20 protein-coding genes are annotated in these 18944 nt (G+C 67.7%); 4 read left to right on the top strand and 16 right to left on the bottom strand.

The features are described from left to right. The first annotated feature begins 13 nt into the window (after positions 1-13). A complete protein-coding gene (locus tag EYZ64_RS04220; protein ID WP_135452088.1) occupies positions 14-910 on the top strand; it encodes a cation diffusion facilitator family transporter in 897 nt (298 codons plus the stop codon). 3 nt (positions 911-913) lie between these two features. Here the strand turns inward: EYZ64_RS04220 and EYZ64_RS04215 are convergent, their stop codons facing one another. Further along, positions 914-1330 (bottom strand): DUF3151 domain-containing protein, encoded by a 417-nt coding sequence (locus tag EYZ64_RS04215; RefSeq protein ID WP_167857701.1) that lies wholly within the window; start codon positions 1328-1330, stop codon positions 914-916. A 65-nt stretch (positions 1331-1395) separates the two neighbouring features. On the opposite strand from EYZ64_RS04215, the gene EYZ64_RS04210 reads away from it, so the two are divergent. Beyond that, positions 1396-2187 (top strand): Rv0361 family membrane protein, encoded by a 792-nt coding sequence (locus EYZ64_RS04210; protein ID WP_135452086.1) that lies wholly within the window; start codon positions 1396-1398, stop codon positions 2185-2187. A 50-nt stretch (positions 2188-2237) separates the two neighbouring features. Here the strand turns inward: EYZ64_RS04210 and fbaA are convergent, their stop codons facing one another. Further along, on the bottom strand, positions 2238-3275 hold the full coding sequence (fbaA, locus tag EYZ64_RS04205) for a class II fructose-bisphosphate aldolase (RefSeq protein WP_135452084.1): 1038 nt from the start codon (positions 3273-3275) through the stop codon (positions 2238-2240). A gap of 74 nt (positions 3276-3349) precedes the next feature. Here fbaA and EYZ64_RS04200 point away from each other — a divergent pair, with 74 nt between their 5' ends. Further along, positions 3350-4042: a DedA family protein gene (locus tag EYZ64_RS04200; protein ID WP_135452082.1), complete on the top strand. Its 693-nt coding sequence runs from the start codon at positions 3350-3352 to the stop codon at positions 4040-4042. Here EYZ64_RS04200 and EYZ64_RS04195 read toward each other — a convergent pair. The 8 genes from EYZ64_RS04195 to EYZ64_RS04160 are packed head-to-tail and all read right to left on the bottom strand — an operon-like array spanning position 4039 to position 12445. Then, entirely contained in the window at positions 4039-5223 is a 1185-nt protein-coding gene (locus tag EYZ64_RS04195) for a vWA domain-containing protein (RefSeq protein ID WP_135452080.1), read from the bottom strand. The genes EYZ64_RS04200 and EYZ64_RS04195 overlap by 4 nt on opposite strands. Continuing rightward, the gene (locus EYZ64_RS04190) at positions 5220-5855 is read right to left on the bottom strand and encodes an SRPBCC family protein (RefSeq protein WP_135452078.1); all 636 of its coding nucleotides are present in this window, start codon (positions 5853-5855) and stop codon (positions 5220-5222) included. The genes EYZ64_RS04195 and EYZ64_RS04190 overlap by 4 nt, the downstream gene beginning before the upstream one ends. Then, the gene (locus tag EYZ64_RS04185; RefSeq protein ID WP_135452076.1) at positions 5852-6742 is read right to left on the bottom strand and encodes an AAA family ATPase; all 891 of its coding nucleotides are present in this window, start codon (positions 6740-6742) and stop codon (positions 5852-5854) included. Before EYZ64_RS04185 ends, EYZ64_RS04190 begins: the two co-directional genes overlap by 4 nt. Then, positions 6739-7464, bottom strand: coding sequence for an XdhC family protein (locus EYZ64_RS04180; RefSeq protein ID WP_135452074.1), 726 nt, complete (start codon positions 7462-7464; stop codon positions 6739-6741). Before EYZ64_RS04180 ends, EYZ64_RS04185 begins: the two co-directional genes overlap by 4 nt. 11 nt (positions 7465-7475) lie before the next feature. Then, on the bottom strand, positions 7476-9875 hold the full coding sequence (locus EYZ64_RS04175; protein ID WP_135452072.1) for an aerobic carbon-monoxide dehydrogenase large subunit: 2400 nt from the start codon (positions 9873-9875) through the stop codon (positions 7476-7478). Beyond that, positions 9872-10348, bottom strand: coding sequence for a (2Fe-2S)-binding protein (locus EYZ64_RS04170; RefSeq protein WP_135452070.1), 477 nt, complete (start codon positions 10346-10348; stop codon positions 9872-9874). Before EYZ64_RS04170 ends, EYZ64_RS04175 begins: the two co-directional genes overlap by 4 nt. A gap of 2 nt (positions 10349-10350) precedes the next feature. Continuing rightward, on the bottom strand, positions 10351-11241 hold the full coding sequence (locus EYZ64_RS04165; protein ID WP_135452068.1) for an FAD binding domain-containing protein: 891 nt from the start codon (positions 11239-11241) through the stop codon (positions 10351-10353). A gap of 55 nt (positions 11242-11296) precedes the next feature. Further along, a complete protein-coding gene (locus tag EYZ64_RS04160; protein ID WP_135452066.1) occupies positions 11297-12445 on the bottom strand; it encodes an XdhC family protein in 1149 nt (382 codons plus the stop codon). A 109-nt stretch (positions 12446-12554) separates the two neighbouring features. Here EYZ64_RS04160 and EYZ64_RS04155 point away from each other — a divergent pair, with 109 nt between their 5' ends. After that, positions 12555-13511 carry a LysR family transcriptional regulator gene (locus tag EYZ64_RS04155; protein WP_135452064.1) on the top strand — a complete coding sequence of 319 codons (957 nt, stop codon included), beginning with the start codon at positions 12555-12557 and terminating at the stop codon, positions 13509-13511. Positions 13512-13590: 79 nt separating this feature from the next. On the opposite strand, the gene EYZ64_RS04150 is transcribed toward EYZ64_RS04155, so the two are convergent. The 6 genes from EYZ64_RS04150 to ttfA form a co-directional block, all read right to left on the bottom strand. Next, positions 13591-14499, bottom strand: a complete 909-nt coding sequence (locus tag EYZ64_RS04150; protein WP_135452062.1) for an LLM class F420-dependent oxidoreductase — start codon at positions 14497-14499, stop codon at positions 13591-13593. Positions 14500-14502: 3 nt separating this feature from the next. Continuing rightward, positions 14503-15615 carry a glycoside hydrolase family 76 protein gene (locus tag EYZ64_RS04145; RefSeq protein ID WP_135452060.1) on the bottom strand — a complete coding sequence of 371 codons (1113 nt, stop codon included), beginning with the start codon at positions 15613-15615 and terminating at the stop codon, positions 14503-14505. 69 nt (positions 15616-15684) lie between these two features. Continuing rightward, positions 15685-16338 carry a TrmH family RNA methyltransferase gene (locus EYZ64_RS04140; RefSeq protein WP_135452058.1) on the bottom strand — a complete coding sequence of 218 codons (654 nt, stop codon included), beginning with the start codon at positions 16336-16338 and terminating at the stop codon, positions 15685-15687. Continuing rightward, positions 16331-17221, bottom strand: coding sequence for a hypothetical protein (locus EYZ64_RS04135; protein WP_135452056.1), 891 nt, complete (start codon positions 17219-17221; stop codon positions 16331-16333). Before EYZ64_RS04135 ends, EYZ64_RS04140 begins: the two co-directional genes overlap by 8 nt. 18 nt (positions 17222-17239) lie before the next feature. Next, positions 17240-18016 carry an SDR family NAD(P)-dependent oxidoreductase gene (locus EYZ64_RS04130; RefSeq protein WP_135452054.1) on the bottom strand — a complete coding sequence of 259 codons (777 nt, stop codon included), beginning with the start codon at positions 18014-18016 and terminating at the stop codon, positions 17240-17242. Between the two features lie 34 nt (positions 18017-18050). Further along, positions 18051-18917 carry a trehalose monomycolate transport factor TtfA gene (gene ttfA / locus EYZ64_RS04125; RefSeq protein WP_135452052.1) on the bottom strand — a complete coding sequence of 289 codons (867 nt, stop codon included), beginning with the start codon at positions 18915-18917 and terminating at the stop codon, positions 18051-18053. Positions 18918-18944 lie beyond the last annotated feature (27 nt).

Raw genomic sequence — 18944 nt, 5'->3', positions numbered from 1 at the left:
TATATTTCGGGGCATGGGTGCCGGCCACGATCACAGCCACAGCAGCGATACCCGCGTCAGCAGGATGATCCTCGCCGCGGTGATCCTCAGCGCGTTCTTCGTCCTCGAGCTGGTCACCGCACTGCTGATCAACTCGATCGCACTGCTCGCCGACGCCGGCCACATGCTGACCGACCTGGTCGCCATGTTCATGGGATTGACCGCGGTACTGCTGGCGAAGCGCGGTAGCTCATCGCCGGCCCGCACCTACGGCTGGCACCGAGCAGAGGTTTTCACCGCCGTGGCCAATGCCGCCCTCCTGCTGGGAGTGGCGGGCTTCATCCTCTACGAGGCCTTCGAACGCCTCGGCGATGCTCCCGACGTTCCCGGCGTGCCCATGATCGTCGTGGCCCTGGCGGGCCTGGCCGCCAACGCCGTCGTCGTGATGATGCTGCGGTCGCACTCCAAGGACAGCCTGGCCGTCAAGGGCGCCTACATGGAGGTCGTGGCCGACACCGTCGGCAGCATCGGAGTCCTGGTCGCCGGCATCGTCACCGTCACCACCGGCTGGCCCTACGCCGACGTGGTGGTCGCGGTCCTGGTGGCCCTGTGGGTGCTGCCCCGGGCCATCGCGTTGGCCCGCGCCGCGCTGCGGATTCTCAGCGAATCCTCTCCGCAGCACATCGACGTCGAGGAACTCCGAGCTGCGCTCGAATCGGTGGACGGTGTGACCGAGGTGCACGATCTGCACGTGTGGACACTGGTCCCCGGGAAGGACATGGTCACCGCGCACCTGACCAGCAATGCCGACGCCGTCCGAGTGCTCGACGACGCACGCGCGGTACTCAACGCCCGGGGCCTGGCTCACGCCACCGTGCAGGTGGAACCGCCCGAATCAGCAGACGACTGCTCGTGCGAGGCGAAGGACTGAGGCTCAGGCCAGGCCGAGCTCGGCCCGCGCCGACGGATCGCAGTCGTCGAGCAGATCCAGGCACCGCTGGAACTCGTCGGTCTCGCCGATGTCGTCGGCGGCCCGGGCCAGCGAGGCCACGCACCGCAGGAATCCCTGGTTCGGCTCATGGGCGAACGGCACCGGGCCGAACCCCTTCCAGCCGTTGCGGCGCAACTGATCCAGCCCGCGGTGATAACCGGTGCGGGCGTACGCGTATGCGGTGACGGCCTTGTCATCGGCGAGCGCCTTCTCGGCCAGTACCGCCCAGGCGATCGACGCCGACGGGTGGGCGGCGGCCACCACGGCCGCCTTCTCCCCCGCAGCCAATTCGTCCTCGGCCTCAGGGTCCCCTGGAAGGAAGACCGGTTCCGGCCCCAACAAATCACCCATCCGTGTCATGGGCCTATTGTGCACCGACCGATAAGCTCCACCGGTACCGACGTACGGGGAGGACCGCACCAGGGATGTCGAACCCAACGGGACCTGACGAGGACCGCACCGACCACAGCGACACACCGACCGAGAAGGTCGAGTTGCCGAACATGTCCGAGGTGACCGAACCGGCCACCGAGATTTTCGGCTCAGCCGACGAAGTCACCGGGGAAGTGCACCTCAACGAAGAGCGACGATTCACCGCACCGTCCGGATTCGACGGGTCCACGCAGAAGATCGACACCCCTCCCGACCCGGAGACCGAGATCTTCGCGCCGCCCGACGAGGGCGATACCGTCGCCGCCGAGGCGCCTAAAGGTGCTGCCCCACAAGTCATTCCGCCGCGCGAAGAACCAGATCAGGAGCCACAGCCCGCTGCCCGCCGCAGCTGGGGGTGGGTGGTCGCAGTCATATTGGTGATCGCGGCCCTGGTAGCCATCGCAGTACTCGGCACCGTCCTGCTGACCCGCACATCGTCGACGGCCGCCTCCCAGGACGACGACGTCCGCACGACGATCCAGAACTTCGACTCAGCCATCCAGCGCGGCGACCTGGCCGCCCTGCGGTCGATCACCTGCGGCACCACCCGCGACAACTACGTCAAATACGACCAGAAGGCCTGGGATGAAACCCACGCCCGGGTGGAGGCCGCCAAGCAGTACCCCGTGGTGGCCAGCATCGACCAGGTGGTCGTCAACGGCGACCACGCCGAAGCCAACGTCACCAGCTTCATGGCCTTTGCCCCGCAAACGCGATCCACCCGCAGCTTCGACCTCCAGTTCCGCGACAATCAGTGGAAGATCTGCCAGGCGCCCACCGGTTGACCTGATCGGGTGACGCTGCGCGGACGCAAGCTCTGGCTCCGCCTGGCCACCTAACCGCCGGTGACGCTACGCCCGGCGCTGTGCAGGTCGTTGCAGGCCTCGATGACGCGCTCGGACATCGACGCCTCGGCCTTCTTCAGGTAGCTGCGCGGGTCGTACACCTTCTTGTTGCCGACCTCGCCGTCGACCTTGAGCACCCCGTCGTAGTTGGTGAACATGTGCGCGGCCAGCGGACGGGTGAAGGCGTACTGGGTGTCGGTGTCGACGTTCATCTTCACCACACCGTATTTGAGGGAATCTTCGATCTCGGACTTCAACGAACCCGACCCGCCGTGGAAGACGAAGTCGAAAGGCTTTGCATCACTGGGCAATCCGAGCTTGGCGGCGGCCACCCGCTGCCCCTCGGCCAGCACGTCGGGCTTGAGCACCACGTTGCCGGGCTTGTACACGCCGTGCACGTTGCCGAACGTCGCGGCCAGCAGGTACGCCCCCTGCTCACCGGCGCCGAGCGCGTCGATGGTCTTCTCGAAGTCCTCCGAGGAGGTGTAGAGCTTCTCGTTGATCTCGGCCTCGACGCCGTCCTCTTCACCGCCGACCACGCCGATCTCGACCTCGAGGATGATCTTGGCCGCCGCCGCGAGCTTCAGCAGCTCCTGGGCGATGGTCAGGTTCTCGTCGATCGGGACAGCCGAGCCGTCCCACATGTGCGACTGGAACAACGGATTGCGGCCGGCGGCGACTCGCTCGGCGGAGATGGCCAGCAACGGCCGCACATACGTGTCCAGCTTGTCCTTCGGACAGTGATCGGTGTGCAGGGCCACCGTGATCGGGTACTTGTCGGCGATCACGTGGGCGAACTCCGCCAGCGCGACGGCGCCCGTCACCATGTCCTTGACGCCGAGCCCGGAGCCGAACTCCGCCCCACCGGTCGAGAACTGGATGATGCCGTCGCTGCCCGCGTCGGCGAAACCCTTGATGGCGGCGTTGATCGTTTCCGACGACGTGCAGTTGATGGCCGGGAATGCGAAGGAGTGCTCCTTGGCCCGGCCCAGCATCTCGGCATAGACCTCAGGCGTGGCGATCGGCATGGCTTGTCCTTCTATCTTGTCGCGGGTTGTCGCAGGTGAAGACCGGTGGTGGGACCCAGGTACCCTAGGGAGTCGTGATCGACATCGCCCTCCCTGAGGCTACGACCAATCTGGCGCTCATGCCGGATTTCATGGATCCGGTGCACCTCATCGGATCCTTCGGCACCTGGGCCCTGGTGGGCATCCTGGTCGTCGTCTTCGTCGAGTCCGGGGTGTTGTTCCCAGTCCTGCCGGGTGACTCGTTGCTGTTCGTCGCGGGCATGCTCGCGGCAGGCACTGCCGCCCAGGGAACGGCGGTCAACGCCAACTTCGAACTCTGGCAACTGCTGGTGTTCATCCCGGTGGCGGCGATCCTCGGCGGCCAGGTCGGCTACTTCATCGGCCGGTTCATCGGTGTCGAGATGTTCAAGCCCGACGCCCGGATTCTGAAGCAGAAGTACCTCGACGAGGCCCACGCCTTCTTCGAGCAGCGCGGTCCGTTCGCGATCGTCATCGCCCGTTTCGTGCCGATCGTGCGGACCCTGGCACCCATCGTCGCCGGCGCCGCCAAGATGCGTTATTCGGTGTTCACGACGTTCAACGTCCTGGGCGCGATCGTGTGGGGCGTCGGCCTCGTGCTGCTCGGCTACTGGCTGGGCCAGTTCGAGATCATCCAGAAGCTGCTGGAGCCGATCTTCATCCTGATCGTCGTCGCCTCGGTGGCACCGATGTTCATCGAGTGGTTCAAGCGCCGCCGCGCCGCGAAGAAGTCCGCCGAGCAGGTCTAACCACCGAGTACATCGAAGACCTCCCGCAAGCCGGTGAGCGTGTGTGCCGGTAGAAAGTGATCGCACAGCGGCAAGGCTGCCGCCATCGACCCGGCCAGGGGCGCATATCCCGGTGCCGCCGCCCGCGGGTTGAGCCACACCACCAGGTGTGCCCGCCGGCGCAACCGGACCATCTCGCGCCGCAGTAGTTCGGGCGGGTCCGAATCCCAGCCGTCGGAGGCGATCACCACCACGGCACCGCGCAACGCATGACCGTGCGGACCGCTCAACAACGCACCGATCGACCGGGCCAGGCGCGTACCGCCGTAGCGGTCGGCCACCTTCTCGTTGGCCCGGGCCAACGACACCTCGGCAGACCGGTGCGACAGCACGGCGGTGAGCCGGGTGAGCGTGGTCGCGAACGCGAACACCTCAGGTCCGGTCCGCCGGTGGACCGCCGCCGCGCGCATCAGATGCAGATACACCGCGGCATACGGCTGCATCGATCCGCTGACGTCGCACACCAGCACCACCCGCCGGGGGCGGAGCCGGGCCAGTGTCCTGGCCACCCGCAACGGCTCCCAACCGGTGGTCCGGGAGGCCCTGATGGTTTCCCTGAGGTCGACGCGCCGGCCGGCCGGGTGACGGCGCCGCCGCAGCGTACGGCGGTGCGGCCAGCGGGCTTCCGTGCTTTCCAGCCAGGCTCCGATCCGTCTCAGTTCGTCGGTGTCGAACCGATCGAACGGTTCGTCAGCCCGCGCGGCCATCCAGCTTGGCATCAGCTCGGGCAATGCACTGCCCTCCGGCGCCCCGGTCGCCGCGGCGACGGACGCCGGCCTGGTCGTCCACGGCAATTCGTCGTCGTCGATGGCCTCACCGTCCTCGGGCCTCGGGTTCTGAGCGGGCGCGGTCGACGACAACGCCGACCGCTTGAGACCCGGCGGATCCAGGCCGACCACGGCGTCGGCGAAAACCGCGTCGAACACGGCGTCAAAGGCAGGCAGATCCTCGACACGGGTGACGAGTGCGAGCCGCGCCGCCCAGTACAGCCGAGACCGGGCAGCGGGCACCAGCTCGTGCATCGCCTGGACCAGGGTTGAGGGACCGACGGCGGACACCGTCAACCCGCCCACGCGAAGCCGGTCGACCAGCGCGACGGCGAACGCCGCCAGGTCGACCCCGCGTAGCAGGGACGACGTCACCGGCGAGCGTGCCTGGCCATCCGCAGGCGGCCGATCGTGAACACCAGGGCCGCAAGCAGAAAGGCACCGGCGACTCGCGGGCCATATCGCTTGAGTGCGCTGCCGCCGGCCAGATCCAGCAGATCGATCGGCTGGGGTTCGGGAGTGGCGGCCGCTACGGGCGTGTCGGCGGGCTTCACCGGAGCTTTCTGGCCGGCGAGCTTGGCCTCCAGCGACTCGACGAACTGGCCCAGCAGTTTCTCCGAAACGTCCTGCAGCATGCCGCTGCCGAACTGCGCGAGCTTGCCCACGACCTTGAGGTCGGTGTCGACGGTGACGCGGGTGGCCTGCCCCGCGTCGTGCAACCGGGCGGTCACGGTGGCGGCGGCATTGCCGGTACCCCGCGCTTCCTTGCCCAACGCATCGATGACGGCCCGATGCTCGTCGCGGTTCTGCTCGACGAAGTGGACCTTGCCGGTGAACTCACTGGTGACCGGGCCGACCTTGATCTTCACCTTGCCCAAGGTGTCCTCGCCCTCGTGACCGGTCAGCTGTGCGCCCGGCATCAGGGGGACCACCTGCTCGAGGTCGGTGAGCAGGTCCCAGGCCTCGTCGACGGGCACGCTGACGGTGAACTCGTTGGCGATCTTCATAGGGCGCTTCCTCTCAGTTCCAGCAGTGCGTCACGGAGCAGTCCCGTGTCGTCGGGGGTCTTGGCCAGGGCCCCGAGGGTCTCCAATGCGGCGGGGTCCACCAGGTCACCGACTCCCAATGTCACCAGGGCGGCCACCCAGTCGATGATCTCGGCGATACCTGGCGGCTTGTCGAGGTCGAGATCCCTTGCTGCGCCGACGAATTGGGCAGCCCGCTCGATGAGCGGGTCGGTGGCACCGGGCACCGTGCGGCGGACGATCGCGACGGCGTGGGCGCGCTGCGGGTATTCGATCCAGTGGTAGAGGCAGCGACGGCGCAACGCATCGTGCAGATCGCGGCTGCGGTTCGACGTCAGCACCACGATGGGCGGTCGCTCGGCGACAAAGGTACCCAACTCGGGCACGGTGACCGCCGCCTCGCCGAGGAACTCCAGCAGCAGCGCCTCGAATTCGTCATCGGCCCGGTCGATCTCGTCGACCAGCAGCACCGGCGGCCGCGGTCCGCGGTGCCGCACGCATTGCAGGATCGGCCGGTCCATGAGGTAGGCCTCGGTGTAGAGGTGTGCCTCGTCGAGCTGTTCGCCGCCGCGAGCTTCGGCCAACCGGATGGACAGCAGCTGGCGCTGGTAGTTCCAGTCGTAGAGGGCCTCGCTCGTGGTCAGCCCTTCGTAACACTGCAGCCTGACCAGTGGGGTATCCAACACGGCCGCCAGCGTTTTGGCCGCGGTGGTCTTGCCGACGCCCGGCTCGCCCTCCAGCAACAGCGGGCGTCCCATCGTCACGGCGAGATAGATGGCTGTCGCGGTGCCTTCACCGAGCAGGTAATCGCTGGCGTCGAACCGCCGCACCACATCCTCGACGCAGGAGAAGACCGGGTCAGTGTTCATGCGCCGCGGAGCCCGCCGACCCTGATGCCTTCGATGACCTCGGCGACGATCGAAACAGCGATCTCGGCCGGGGTTTTCGCGCCGATCGCCAGGCCGACCGGGGTGTGCACGCTGGCACGTTCGGCTTCCGTCAATTCCAGTCCGTCCAGGATGGACGCCCCGCGCACCCGGCTGGCGACCAGCCCGATGTAGCCGACCCCGGCGTCCAGCGCGGCCCGGATCACCTGGCCTTCGGGACCACCGAGACTGGCGATCACGACGGCGGTGGCATCCCCGGGGTCGGAGCCGGGATCGTCGAGCCGCCGCACCTCATAGCCGAGGATCGCGCACAGCTCGACCATGGCGTCGGCGATCGGTGTGCCACCGAAGATCTGTACCAGCGGCGCGGGCACCTCGGGCGCCAGGAAGATCTCCAACGCGCCGCCGGACAGACAGGGATTGACGACCACGCAGGCACCCGGGGCCTCCGGGAAATGCACATCGCCGTCGGGTAACACGCGCAGAAGTACACTCTCGCCCACCTGCAGCGCCCCCAGCGCTGCCTTGCGGACCGAGTTCTGAGCGCAATGTCCGCCGACGAACCCCTCGATTGTGCCGTCGGCCAACAGGATCGCCTCATCCCCGGAATGTACCGAGGTGGGCTGCTGCGCGCGCACCACCGTCGCATGCACGAATGGCGTTCGTGCCCGGCGAAGTTGCGCGACGCGCTCACTCAAAGTCATCTGCACTCCATCTAGATGGGCGGCCTGGCCCGCCCCTGCATGGCTTCCCACACCCGCGACGGGGTCAGCGGCATGTCCGCGTGCCGAACCCCGAACGGCGCCAACGCATCCACCACGGCATTCACCACGGCGGGCGGTGAGCCCACCGTCGCGGACTCGCCGATGCCCTTGGCTCCGATCGGGTGGTGCGGCGACGGGGTGACGGTGTGCCCGGTCTCGAAGTGCGGCACCTCCATCGCGGTGGGGATGAGGTAGTCCATCAACGATCCGCCCAGGCAGTTGCCGTCTTCGTCGAAGGCGATCATCTCCATCAAGGCCATGCCGATGCCGTCGACCAGACCGCCGTGCACCTGCCCCTCGATGATCATCGGGTTGATCCGGGTGCCGCAGTCATCGACCGCGAGGAACCGGCGCACCTTGACCACGGCGGTACCCGGGTCGACGTCGACGACGCAGAAGTACGCCCCGTAGGGATAGGTGAGATTCTCCGGGTTGTAACAGATCTGGGCGTCCAGACCGCCCTCGATCCCCTCCGGAAGATCGCCCGCACCGTGGGCGCGCATCGCGATGTCGGCGATGGTGACCGACGCCGTCGGATCGCCCCTGACGTGGAAGCTCCCCTTGTCCCATTCCAGGTCGGCGACCGAGGCCTCCAGCATCCCGGACGCGATGATCTTGGCCTTGTCACGGACCTTGCGCGCGACGAGCGCGGCCGCCGCGCCCGACACCGGTGTCGACCGGCTGCCGTAGGTGCCCAGGCCGAACGGGGTCTGGTCGGTGTCGCCGTGCACGACATCGATGTCCTCGGGCGGGATCCCCAGTTCCTCGGCCACGATCTGGGCGAAGGTCGTCTCGTGGCCCTGTCCCTGGGTCTGAACACTCAACCGCACCACAGCTTTTCCGGTCGGGTGCACCCGCAGTTCGCAGCCGTCGGCCATGCCGAGACCGAGGATGTCCATGTCCTTGCGCGGGCCGGCGCCCACGGCCTCGGTGAAGAACGACATGCCGATGCCCATGAGTTCTCCACGCTCGCGCTTCTCCCGTTGTTCGGCGCGCAGGCCCTCGTAACCGATCATCTCCATCGCGAGCCGCATCGTCTTCTCGTACTCGCCGGAGTCGTACACCCAGCCGGTCTTGGATTTGTACGGGAACTGCTCGGGTTTCAACAGGTTTCGCAGCCGCAGCTCCGCCGGATCCATCTTGAGTTCATAGGCCAGGCAGTCCACCAGACGCTCGACGAAGTACACCGCCTCGGTGATGCGGAACGAGCAGGCATAGGCCACGCCGCCGGGCGCTTTGTTGGTGTACACCGCGGTCATGTGGCAGTAGGCCGCCTCGATGTCGTAGCTGCCGGTGAACACGCCGAAGAAACCCGCGGGGTATTTCACCGGGGCCGCGGTGCCGTTGAAGGCACCGTGGTCGGCCAGCACGTTGGACCGGATCGCCAGGATCTTGCCGTCGGCGGTCGCGGCGATCTCACCGACCATGATGTAATCCCGCGCAAACCCTGTGCTGGTGAGGTTTTCGCTGCGGTCCTCCATCCATTTGACCGGCTTGCCCAGCAGCAGTGACCCGACGATGGCACAGACGTAGCCGGGATAGATCGGCACCTTGTTACCGAACCCGCCACCGATGTCCGGCGAGATCACCCGGATCTTGTGCTCGGGTAGGCCGGCGACGAGCGCGTACAAGGTGCGGTGCGCGTGCGGGGCCTGGGAAGTGCACCACAGGGTGAGCTTGCCGGTCACGGGATCCAGATCGGCGACCGCACCGCAGGTTTCCATCGGTGCGGGGTGCACACGCGGGTAGACGATCTCCTGTTTGACCACCACATCGGCTTTGGCGAACGCCGCGTCGGTGGCCGCGGCATCCCCGGTCTGCCAGTCGAAGCAGTGATTGTCCGTCTTGCCGTCGAGGTCGGTGCGGATCACCGGGGCGTCCGCGTCCAGTGCGTGACGGGCGTCGATCACCGGGTCCAGCGGGTCGTAGTCGACGTCGATGAGTTCCAGGGCATCCCGGGCCGAGTACCGATCCTCGGCGACCACGAAGGCCACCTCCTGTCCCTGGAAGCGGACCTTGTCGGTGGCCAGCACGGCCTGTACGTCGTTGGACAGCGTCGGCATCCAGGCCAGGCCCTTCTCGGCCAGGTCGGCACCGGTGACCACTGCATGGACCTTCGGATGTGCCTGCGCCGCAGTCACATCGATGCCGGCGATCCTGGCGTGCGCGTATGGCGAGCGCAGAATGGCCAGATGCAGCATGCCGGGGAGCGTGACATCGTCGACGTAGGTGCCGCGGCCCCGGATGAATCGCGGGTCCTCCTTGCGCAGCATCCGGCCGTGACCGCAGGGTTTCGCGTCGTTGGTTGCGGTGTCCTCGGGTCGGCTGACCGGGTTCTCCAGCGTCGTCATGCCTTCGCCTCCTCGCGAGCGTGCCGCGCGGCCCACAACACGGATCGCACGATCGTGGTGTAGCCGGTACAGCGGCAGATCTGACCCGAGATGGCCTCGCGGATCTCATCTTCGGTCGGGTCCGGGTTGCGATCGAGCAGCGCGCGGGCGGTGATCATCATGCCCGGGGTGCAGAACCCGCATTGCAGTCCATGGCACTGCATGAACCCTTCCTGCACCGGATCGAGATGGCCGTCGACCTCCATGCCCTCGACCGTGCGGATCGCATGCCCGGAGGCCATCGCCGCCAGCATGGTGCAGGATTTCACCGGTTCGCCGTCGACATCGACGACACACGTGCCGCAGTTGGACGTGTCGCAGCCCCAGTGGGTCCCGGTCAGCCCCAACTGGTCGCGCAGGAAGTGCACCAGCAGCATCCGCGGTTCGATCTCGGCGCTGACCGCTTCGCCGTTGACCGTCATGTTGACCTGCATGGTTAATTCCCTTCCAGCGCAGGGGCGTTGCGTACCCGCTCCACGGAGGCGCGCAGCGTGCGGATGGTCAGTTCGGACGCCAGATGACGCTTGTAGTCAGCGCTGCCGCGCATGTCGCTGACCGGGGCGCAGGCCTGTGCGGCGGCCGCACCCGCGTCGGCGAAGGTCTCCTCGACGGGGGGTCTGCCCACCAACGAGTCCGATAATGCACGGAGAGCGTCCCAGTCGGCGTTCACCGCGGTCAGACCGACGCGGGCGGCCGCGATCGAACCATTGTCCAGCGTGACCTGGACGCCGGCGGCGGTGACGGCCCAGTCCCCCACGCGGCGTTCGACTTTCGCGTATGCGCTGGAGGTGCGGTGGCGCACCGGGATCCGGACCTCGATCAGCATCTCGTTGTGGGCCAGCGCGGTCTCGTAGGGCCCCACGAGGAAGTCGTCGATGGGGATCTCCCGGTCTCCGGCCGGTCCGTGGGCCAGGCATACCGCCGAGAGGACCCTGCATACGGTGCTCAGGTCCTCGGCCGGGTCGGCCTGGCAGAGCGAGCCGCCGAGGGTGCCGCGATTGCGCACGACGGGGTCGGCGATCACCCGTTCGGCGTCACGGAAGATCGGGCACATCGCCGCCAACCGATCGGACTCCAGCACCTGGCGGTGCCGAGCCATCGCCCCGATGCGGACCAGGGTGGGATCGGCGACGATATAGCCGAGCTCGGCGGCGAGGTCGTTGATGTCGACGAGATACTCGGGGTTGGCGATGCGCAGTTTCATCATCGGCAGCAGGCTGTGCCCGCCGGCGACGATCCTGGCGTCCTCGCCCAACCGGTCCAGCAGTCCGACCGCGTGGTCGACGCTGGTGGCGCGTTCGTACTCAAAGGGGCCGGGAACTTGCATGTGAGCCAGCTCACACCCTGCTGACGCGGGCGTCAACAGCCAGTTAAGCGATTACTTAACTGGCCGGCAGCACCCGGCGTTCGCCCTGCTCATGGTGGATACGACCGCCGGTCTGGGCCAGCGGTCGCCCGCCGCCTCCCCAGCGCTGGGCGATGATCTCGGCAGCGATGGACACCGCCGTCTCCTCAGGGGTCCGGCCGCCGAGGTCCAGCCCGATCGGGCTGGACAACCTGGCCAGCTCGGCCTCGGTGAGCCCGGCATCACGCAGCCGGGCCAACCGGTCCTCGTGGGTTCGCCGCGATCCCATCGCGCCGATGTAAGCGGCCGCGGGCAATCGCAGCGCCACCTCGAGCAGGGGCACGTCGAACTTGGGGTCATGGGTCAGCACGCAGATCACCGTGCGGGCATCGATCGAGCCTGCCTCAGCCTGGGCGGTCAGGTACCGGTGCGGCCAGTCCACCACCACCTCGTCGGCGGTCGGGAACCGCGCCGAGGTGGCGAACACCGGGCGGGCGTCGCACACCGTAACCCGGTAACCCAGGAACGCGCCCTGCTGGGCGACGGCTGCCGCGAAGTCGATCGCGCCGAACACCAGCATCCGGGGCCGCGGGGCGTGGCTCGCGACGAAGACCTCCATGCCCTCACCCCGGCGCTGACCGTCGGGACCATAGGTCAGCACCTCACTGCGCCCCGCCGCCAGCAGCCCACGGGCGTCGTCGGTGACCGCGGCGTCCGCGCGCGGCGACCCCAGCGAGCCGTCCGAGGCGTCTCGATGCACCACCAGCCGCCTGCCGACCCACGACGCGTCGGGATGGGCGATGACCATGGCCACCGCGACCGGTATGTGCGCGTCGATGTCCTCGGCGATGGCACTCAACTGATGAAACGTCTTCTGCGACACCGGTTCCACGAACACGTCGAGGATGCCGCCGCACGTGAGGCCGACCTCGAAGGCGTCGTCGTCACTGACCCCATAGCGCTGCAGCACCGGGGTGCCACTCGCCATCACCTCGGTGGCCAGTTCGTACACCGCTCCCTCGACGCAGCCGCCCGACACCGACCCGGCGACGGTTCCGTCGGGAGCGACCACCATCGCCGCACCCGCAGGGCGCGGTGCCGACCGAAATGTGCGCACCACAGTCCCGACACCTGCGGTGTCACCTGCACGCCACACCGCTAACAAGGTGCTCAGCACATCTCTCACGGTTTCAATCTAGAGCGTGCCGGGCCACTCCGTTACAAGGATCTCGGCACCGCCTGCGGCGCGACTCAACCGCACGTCCCTTTCGTTCGACGCGTTCTAGGCTTCAATCGTGACACCCGCGCAGCTGCGTGCGTTTTCGGCGGTCGTCCGGCTGGGCTCGGTGCGGGCCGCGGCCGAGGAACTGGGTATGTCCGATGCCGGGATCTCGATGCACGTCGCCCAACTGCGCAAGGAACTCGACGATCCGCTGTTCACCCGCACCGCGGCCGGCCTGGCCTTCACCCCGGGCGGCCTGCGCCTGGCAAGCCGCGCCGTCGAGATCCTCGGCTTGCAGCAGCAGACGGCCATCGAGGTGACCGAGGCTGCGCACGGTCGACGGCTGTTGCGCATCGCGGCATCCAGCGCGTTCGCCGAACACGCGGCACCGGGGCTCATCGAGCTGTTCTCCTCACGCGCCGACGACCTTTCGGTCGAGCTGAGTGTCCACCCGGCCAGCCGCTTCGCCGACCTGATCGCCACCCGTGCGATCGACATCGCGCTGGGCCCGCCACCGGAGGGCGATGACGCCACGCTCGCCGTGCGCGCATTCCTGAAGTACCAGATCATCACGGTGACCAGCCCGGACAGCCCGCTGGCCGGACGGTCGCCGAGCCCGGGTCAGTTGCGGGACCAGCAATGGACGCTCGGCCCGGCCGGCGGCAGCGTCGACGGTGAGATCGCCACCATGTTGCGACACCTCGCGATCCCCGAGGCCCGGCAGCGAATCTTCCAGAGCGATGCGGCCGCACTGGAGGAAGTGCACCGGGTCGGCGGGGTGATGCCGACGATCGGGTTCGCCGTGGCCGCCGACCTGACCAGCGGCAGGCTTGCACAGGTCAAGGGTCCGGGCCTGCAGATCGCCGGGGAGTGGTTTGCCTCGACCCTGCCCGCGGCGGCCCGTCAGCCGGCGGTGTCCGAACTGGTGCGGTTCATCACGACCCCGCGTTGCACCCAGGCCATGATCCGGGGAACAGGGGTGGGTGTCACCAGGTTCCGGCCCAAGGTCCACGTGACCCTGTGGAGCTGACTGACTGAACGCCGAGTGGCCAGTTATTACACGGCTCTTCGCCGACAGCGTGCAATAACTGGCCATTCGCGCCAATTGGCTACCCCAGGCCGAAGGCCTGGGCCAGTTCACGGAGCGCCGGACGCGGATCCGCCATCGGGTTGTCACCGAGCACCTGCAGCACGACGTGATCGGCACCGGCGTCCAGATGAGCGGTCACCGCCTTGGCCGCACTGTCGACCGATCCCATCCCGACCACGGCACGGGCCAGCCGGTCGGATCCGCCGCGTACCAGATCGGACTCGTCAAAACCCTGACGCAGCCACGAGTTCCGGTAGTTCGGCAGACCGCTGTAGACATCCAGGTGCGCGTGCGCGCGGCGAAGTTGATCGTCATCGGTTGATCCGATGGCCACCGCCTGTTCGGAGACGATCCATTTCTCCGGGCCGAGGATGTCGCGGGTGACGCGGGTCTGCTCGGGCGTCACCAGGTACGGGTGGGCGCCATCGGCATGGGTGCCGGACAACTCGATCATCTTGGGGCCCAGCGCGGCCAGCAGCCGCGGCGGGCGGCCGACGCCCGGCTCGATCTGTTCGGGGACCGCAGCCATCCGGTCCAGATAGTCGCGCATGGTGGCCAGTGGTTTCTGATAGACGCCACCCAGACCGTGTTCGACCAACGGCCCGTGGCTGACACCGAGACCGAGCACGAACCGGCCCGGGTACAGCGCGGTGAGGGTGCGCGCACCGGTCTCGGCCGCACTGGGCACCCGGACGTGAATGTTGGCGATGCCGGTGCCCACCACCAGACGCTGAGTCGCGGCCAGGAAAGCCGCCGACTGCGTCAGGCATTCCTTACCGGTGACCTCGGGCAGGAACAACGAGCCGAAGCCGAGTGCCTCGATCTCTCGGGCGACCTCCTGCGCATCCGGCATCGACCAGGTTTCGCTGGCCCACCACACCCCGATCCGGGACGGAAAATCGATCCTGGCTCGCTGCGCCTGGGTCAAGTCCTACTCCTCGCCGTCTGCGGCCAGCGTGTGCGCGGCCTCCATCAACATCCAACCCGACACCTGAACCGACAGGTCACGTTCGGGGATCGCCGAGGCGTTGACCGCGCCGTCGACGAACTGCGCCTGCTGGCCTTCGGCCCCGGGCACCTCGGCGGTCTGCTCCCAGAACGCTCCGAACAGCGGCAGCCCATCGACGGTCTGGCGGTTGTCCCAGGCGGCCTGCGCTGATTTGAGGACGAGCGATCGGGCCGTCTCGCGCGCGGCGCGATCGTCGGCCGTATCCCCCGGCAAGGTACTCGCCACGAGCGCCAGGTACCGCGCCGTGATGCCGTTGAACAGCCCCCCGTCGCCGCCGCCGGCGCCTTTGATAACTCCGTCGGTGGCCATCTCCTTGTCCACCGCGGCCACCAGGCGGCGCACCCGCTCGGCGTGCCGGGCATCCTCGGTGCGCACCGCGAGTTCGACCTCCAGCCCGAGCACCACGCCTTGGCAGTAGGTGTATTGAGCGCGCACCATCGAACCGGCCTTGATGCCGTCGAACACCAGGTGCGTTTCCGGATCGATCAGGGTGTCATCGATCCAGTCGGCCATCTGCTGGGCCCGGCGCAGCCGGTCGTCATAGCGGGCCAGAAAGATCCCTGCCGGACCATTGGCCGGAGCGTTGAAGAACTGATCCTGTTTGCGCCACGGGATGCCGCCGCCGTCCTCGGGTACCCAGGCGTCGACGAACTGCGCGCATAACTTCTTGAGCGCGTGGGGTTTCTCGACCCCGACCAGCCGGCTGGCCCGTTCGAGGGCAAGCGCCAGCCAGGCCATGTCGTCGTAGTAGTTGTTGGTCCAGGACAGGTTGTTGCGGATGTGGTGCGCCCGGATCTGCCGTTCGATGCGGGTTATCCGCTCGGGCTGCGGATCACGCACCTGAGCGTCGACCAGAGTGTCCAGCAAATGCGCCTGCCACCAGTAGTGCCAGGTTCCGAACTTGCGGTACTTCTTGGTCGCCGGCCAGGCCACCACACCGAGTTGGGTACCCGGCAGACCCCAGAGCTTCGTCAGGTGTCGTTGGGTGATCGCAGCTTCGGCGCTGGCCGCACGGTTGGCCCATAGCTGATCCATGCTGACGATCCTGCCTTACCAGGCCGCCGAATTGTCGGCATGTCGAGCAGTTTCCGCGCGTGCATCGTCCTACCAGGCCCGCGAGAAATCCGCGTGGCGAGCGATCCATGCGTGCATGACGATTCCGGCGGCAACGCCTGCGTTGATGCTGCGGGTCGACCCGAACTGCGCGATGGATACCGTCACCGCCGCCCCGGCCTGCGCCTCCGGGGTGATGCCCGGGCCTTCCTGACCGAAAATCAGCAGGCAATCGCGGGGTAGTTCGGTCTGTTCCAGCCGCACGGCGCCGGGCACGTTGTCCACTGCGACGACGGTCAGCCCGGCGTCGGCGGCGAAGGACAACAATTCGGCGGTGGTGTCGTGGTGACAGAGCCGCTGATAGCGGTCGGTGACCATGGCGCCGCGCCGGTTCCACCGGCGCCGTCCGACGATGTGCACGGTGTCGACGGCGAAGGCGTTGGCGGTGCGCACCACGGCACCGATGTTGGCGTCGTTGCCGAAGTTCTCGATCGCGATGTGCAGCGGGTGCCGCCGCTGGTCGATGTCGGCGATGATCGCCGCCCGGGTCCAATACCGGTAGGCATCAACGACATTGCGGGTATCTCCGTCGCGCAGCAGCTCGGGGTCATAACGCGCGGCTTCTTCCCCAGAGGGCAGCGGGCCCTCCCAGGGCCCCACTCCGGGGGACTCTCCCCATTCGGTGGGGCCGACGGCCTCAGCCACCGGTGGTCCACAGGGCCGCGTGGGTGCCGATCACCGAAACCGACGCATACAGCAACGCCGCGTTCATCTCTCCCTGGGTGCACAGCGACGCCCGGACGTTCACCGCCTCACGCGAGGCCTCCGGCAGGAGCAGCAGCGACGAGCCGTACACCGTGCAGGCATGGCTGAGTCCCGGGGGCGGCAGCGTCGGGCCTGCCACCACCATCAGCGGGCCGCCACGCGCCGCCGAATCCTCCGCATAACGCTTTGCCGCACCATCGATTTCGAGGCCGAGCAGCATGGAGCCCTTGCCATTGAAGGCCGTGGGGTCACCGATCGCCGTCGGCGCCAACTGTCCGCCGTCGGCACTGAATGCATCGACGCTGGAGGTCTTGACGGTGACGCCGGTGTCGTTGACGCTGGTGGGCAGCATGCCCACCGGAAAGGCCGCCGGGTAGGCCACTGTGGTACCCGGGATGCGCTCGCGCGGCGAGTACACATAGATCCCGCGCACCTGGTTCTGTTCGCGTTGCGGCCCCAAGCAGACTGTGCCGCTGAGCTTGTCGGGCGCCGGCGCGGACAGCGGCCGGATACCCAGGTTGGTGATGTCGTCGCAGCCGTGCAGCGCGTCGGCCTCGATCGGGTGCGCGAGGGCACCGTACAGACCGAACCGGATGTCCTCTGGTTTGGCGTGGGCATCGCCAGATGCGGTGCCCTCGACGTCGACCAGTACATGTTCGGAGTCGAACCGCAGATCCGACACCTTCAGGCGCCAGCCGAGGATGTCCAACGATTCCCCGAGTGCGGCGGTCGACGCTTCATACGTGCGGCCCGGTTGATCGGATGCGCAGCCCGCGGTGACGGCGAGAAGTACCGCCATCACCGCCGCGATCAGCGCCCGCACCGGCACAAGAATTCTGTTCTAAGTTCTCCCACGACCTTTTCCCACTGCTTTTGTCATGGCGCGCACCAGGTTTCGTGGAACCATCCGGCCCCCGGTGGTGAGCACCTTGTACTGCAGGCCGGGCACGATGACCACCTTGCCGGCGGCCACGTCGGCCAGGCAGTCGCGCACCACGTCCTCGACCTGCAGCCACAGGAACGACGGTGTGCCCGCCATGTCGATGCCCGCGCGGGCATGAAACTCGGTGTGGACGAACCCCGGGCACAGCGCGTGTACGCCAACCCTGGTGCCGCCCAGTCCGTTCGCCAGCCCCTCGGTGAACGAGACGACCCAGGCCTTGGAGGCCGAATATGTCGATCCGCGGCCGGGCACCAGCCCGGCGACACTGGCCACGTTGATGACGGTGCCGCTGCCCGCCTCGATCATCGCCGGCAGCGCGGCGTGCGTCAGCTCCATCACCGCGGTGACGTTGACATCCAGTTGGGCCTGCAATTGGGCGAGATCGGCGGTCCAGAACTCACCGGAGGTACCGAAGCCGGCGTTGTTCACCAACACCTGCACACCGGCGCGCAACCGGTCGGCGACCTTGGCCCGGTCGGGGGCGCACGCCAGGTCGGCGGGAAGCACTTCGACGTCTACGCCGGCCTCGTCGTGCAGTTCGGCAGCGAGTTGTTCCAGCCGGGCGCCGTCCCGCGCCACGAGGACGAGGTCATAGCCGTCGCGCGCGTACCGGCGGGCGAACCCGGCACCGAGGCCCGAGGTTGGTCCAGTGATCAGCGCGACGGGGCGAGGCATGCCGACAGGTTACTGAACTGTTCCGGTGCGCTGGCTAGCGCTGGTAGTGCGGTGCGTGACGGCCGTTGCGTGCCGGCGGCGGGGTCCGACGGACCGCATCCGGACGGCCGGGCTCCTGGCGCGGCTGGGTGTAGCGGCTCACGTCACCACGTCCGGGTGCCGCGTCAGCCCGGCCCGGAGGCAGCTCCCGACGCCCGGCGGGGGTCGGCGCCAACGGGCGGCTGGGCGAGCCTGCGCGACGTGCCAGCGCAGCTTGGCTGCCCTGACCCGACTGCGGTGCCACACCGTTCTGCGGAACCGGCGGCAGTACCCGCAGCAGGTCGTTGAACTGACGCACAGTGCGCAGCCCCTCGTCCCATTGGGCGCGGGTACTCGTGACCGGCATGCTGACGAGCGTCCAGTTCTGCTCGTTCCACATGATCTCGGCGCAATCGGGAGCGGTGTGGGCGAACGTGACCATCCGGCGGTCGCAGGCGCGGCGAGCGGCGTCGAGGTTGGTGGAGTACACCATCCGCGGACCGATCGCGCCGAGCAGCCAGATGTCGCTCTCCCGGGGCTCCTTGATGCCCTTGAGTCGCAGATCGACGACGACGTTCGTGCCGACCTTGCGGTGCAGCGCGATCACCGTTGCCACTTCTTCGATGTCAAAGATGAACACCGCCTCGCCACGGATCTGGCCGAGCACGACGTTCTTGGCCGTGACGTCACCGACGGTCGACATCACCCCGCGCTTCCAGCGCTTGAGGATCTCGTGCGACTCGTGCTCGTAATCGAAGCCATGCGACTTCGCCCACGACTTCCGGCGCCGTCCCAACCCACGTCGACGGTCGATGTCGACGTACAGCAATACGGCCGCACCCACGAAACAGAGTGCGGACAGCGTGAACCAGAGCGGGACCATCGGGCATAGCCTACTTGTTGACGGCGG

The organism is Mycobacterium sp. DL99, assembly GCF_004762045.1.
Taxonomy (GTDB): Bacteria; Actinomycetota; Actinomycetes; order Mycobacteriales; family Mycobacteriaceae; genus Mycobacterium.
This window is presented reverse-complemented; position numbering and strand designations above follow the sequence as displayed.